Consider the following 2,994-nt stretch of genomic DNA (forward strand, 5'->3'; position numbering starts at 1 on the left):
GCGAAGATGGAGCCCTGCCTCAGCGGCGTCTGCCAGCAGGAGCCGAAACGCCCCGCCGGCCGTGCGCATCACCCCTCCGGGGCACGGAAAAGGGTGAAAATCCGGTTAAAATCGGCACCCTCACCCAAGCAATATCAATGACTTGGCTTCTGGGCACGCGTGCCCACCTGCGCCCGGGCACGGGCTCATTCCCCCTCCAGGTCGCCCAGGTCGAGCTCCCCCTCCCGCCGGCCGCGCCGGGCGGCCTTGCGCGCCACCGCCGCCGCCAGCCCCTCCTCGCCGTCGTCGACGTAGAGCCCCGGCGTGATCGCGAAGGTCAGCACCGGGCAGCCGCCGCCGCTCCCGCCCTCGATCCGCGGCCAGAGCTTGGCATGGTGCGTGGTCGAGGACCCGTAGCTCGACCCCTTGCCCAATCGGTCGAACACTCCCTGCAGCTCGCTCGCCCGCGTCACGATCACACCCACGTCGATCGCCCGGAGGTCGAACAGCAGCCGGAAATTGTTCAGGTCCCGGTCGAAGAACGGATCCTTGTTGTTCCACTCGAGCTCGAGCGCCACCCGCCCCTTGAAGCAGTCGACCGCATGCGTCGGCGAGGCATATTCCACCTCCCCGACCACGATCCGCGTCTCGAACTTCTCCTCCCGCCAGCCGCGCGCCGCGAAGGCCGCGTTGATCCCCTGCGAGATCGGCGACAGCCCGCCCCCCGCCGTCAGGATCTCCGAGCGCAGCAGCCGGAACCCCCGCAGCACCGCCAGGATGTCCGCCCACTCCTCCGGGCAGGCGGTCATCAGCACCCCCGCCGCGTTCCGCCACTCGCGCACGTGATAGAGCGCCCGGACATCCTCCGGCACCAGATGCTCGGTCCCCATCCGGGTTCCGGCCGTCAGCCCCTGGGAACCAGGCGCAGCCCCAGCTCGCGCAGCTGCTCCCCCGTCACCTCCGACGGCGCCCCCATCATCAGGTCCTCCGCCCGCTGGTTCATCGGGAACATGATGACCTCGCGGATATTCTCCGCCCCGGCGAGCAGCATCACCATCCGGTCCACCCCCGGCGCGATCCCCGCATGCGGCGGCGCCCCGCACCTGAAGGCCGAGATCATCCCGCCGAAGTGCGCATCCACATAGGCCCGGTCGTAGCCGACGACCTCGAACGCCCGGTACATGATCTCCGGCCGGTGGTTCCTGACCGCCCCGGACGACAGCTCCACCCCGTTGCAGACGATGTCATACTGATACCCGAGCACCTCCAGCGGGTCCGCCGCCGACAGCGCCTCGAGCCCCCCCTGCGGCATCGAGAAGGGATTGTGCGAGAAGTCGAGCCTGCCCGTCTCCGGATCCCGCTCGTACATCGGGAAGTCGACGATCCAGCAGAACTCGAACCGATCCTTCCAGCCCTGATCCTTCCGCGTCTCGGCCCAGACGACATTCCGCGCCTTCCCCGCCACCGCCTCGAACTTCTCCGGCCGCCCGGCGACGAAGAAGACCGCGTCCCCCTCGCCCAGCCCCAGCTGGACCCGGATCCCTTCCGTCCGCTCCGGCCCCAGCGCCTTGGCGATCGGCCCGGCCGCCTCCGCCCCCTCGCGCCAGAAGATATACCCCATTCCCGGCAGCCCCTCGGACTGGGCATAGGCGTTCATCCGGTCGCAGAAGGCCCGGCTCCCGCCCCCCGGCGCCGGGATCGCCCGCACCTCGTTCCCCGGCTGCTCCAGCAGCCCGGCGAAGACCTTGAACCCCGAGCCGCGGAACTGCTCCGACACGACCTGCATCTTCAGCGGGTTGCGCAGGTCCGGCTTGTCCGACCCGTACCAGAGCATCGCGTCCCGCCAGGCGATCCGCGGAAACGCCGCCGTCACCGGCCGCCCGCCGCCGAACTCCTCGAACACCCCGCGCATCACCGGCTCGATCGCCGCGAAGACGTCGTCCTGCGTGGCGAAGCTCATCTCCATGTCGAGCTGGTAGAACTCCCCCGGCGAGCGGTCCGCCCGCGGATCCTCGTCCCGGAAGCAGGGCGCGATCTGGAAATACCGGTCGAACCCCGCCACCATGATCAGCTGCTTGAACTGCTGCGGCGCCTGCGGCAGCGCATAGAACTTCCCCTGATGCAGCCGCGACGGCACCAGAAAATCCCGCGCCCCCTCCGGCGACGACGCGGTCAAAATCGGCGTCTGGAACTCGGTGAACCCCTGCGCCTCCATCCGCCGGCGCAGGCTCGCGATCACCTTCGCGCGCAGCATGATGTTCGCGTGCAGCCCCTCGCGGCGCAGGTCGAGGAAGCGGTAGCGCAGCCGCGTCTCCTCCGGATACTCCGCCTCGCCGAAGACCTGCAGCGGCAGCTCCTCCGCCGCCCCGAGCACCTCGATCTCGTCGGCATAGACCTCGACCTCGCCGGTCGGGATCTTCGCGTTGACCAGGGCCGCCTCGCGCGCCTTCACCCTGCCGTCCACGCGGATCACCCACTCCGAGCGCAGCTTCTCCGCCAGCGCGAAGGCCGGGCTGTCCCCGTCCGCCACCACCTGGGTGATCCCGTAGTGGTCGCGCAGGTCGATGAAGAGCAGCCCCCCGTGGTCGCGCACCCGATGCACCCAGCCCGAGAGCCGCACCGTCTCGCCGGCATCGCCGAGACGGAGCTCGGCGCAGGTATGGCTGCGATAGCGGTGCATCACGGGGCTCCTCGGGTTCGGGTCTCGCGCGGATACACCCCGCGCCCCGCGCCCTGTCAACCCTCGACCAGCCGCGCCGGGATCAGCCCCCGCAGCGAGTTGCCGACGAAGAGCCGCCCGCGGCCCAGCGCCGCTCCCGGCACCCGCTCCTCGCGGCAGGCGCCGGTAGCCAGCAGTTCAGCCCGCAGCACGCCCGGCAACGCCCCCGCCGCGAGCGGCGGCGTCACCAGCCCGTCGCCCAGGTCGAGAAAGACGCTGGTGATCGTCCCCTCCGCCACCTCGCCCCGCTCGTTAAGCAGGACCGCCTCGTCGACGCCCGTGGGCAGCGCGGCGCG

Annotated in this window: 3 protein-coding genes; all 3 read right to left on the reverse strand. The window is 70.6% G+C overall.

Features of this window, described 5'->3' with window-relative positions; all coding sequences use genetic code 11:
* Window positions 1-185: 185 nt before the first annotated feature.
* The gene (locus Q0112_RS12255; RefSeq protein ID WP_297975738.1) at window positions 186-869 is read right to left on the reverse strand and encodes a BglII/BstYI family type II restriction endonuclease; all 684 of its coding nucleotides are present in this window, start codon (window positions 867-869) and stop codon (window positions 186-188) included.
* 14 nt (window positions 870-883) lie between these two features.
* Window positions 884-2,659: an aspartate--tRNA ligase gene (gene aspS, locus Q0112_RS12260; protein ID WP_297975741.1), complete on the reverse strand. Its 1,776-nt coding sequence runs from the start codon at window positions 2,657-2,659 to the stop codon at window positions 884-886.
* Between the two features lie 56 nt (window positions 2,660-2,715).
* Window positions 2,716-2,994 (reverse strand): aminotransferase class IV (locus tag Q0112_RS12265; RefSeq protein ID WP_297975740.1); only part of this gene is annotated, 279 nt, incomplete at its 5' end.

Origin of the sequence: uncultured Amaricoccus sp. (genome assembly GCF_937858865.1) — a bacterium.
GTDB lineage: Bacteria > Pseudomonadota > Alphaproteobacteria > Rhodobacterales > Rhodobacteraceae > Amaricoccus.

What these genes read in the sequence shown, in the direction of transcription:
- aspS (WP_297975741.1), bottom strand. Translation starts at nt 2,659, where the DNA reads ATGCACCGCTATCGCAGCCATACCTGCGCCGAGCTCCGTCTCGGCGAT.
- Q0112_RS12255 (WP_297975738.1), bottom strand. Translation starts at nt 869, where the DNA reads ATGGGGACCGAGCATCTGGTGCCGGAGGATGTCCGGGCGCTCTATCAC.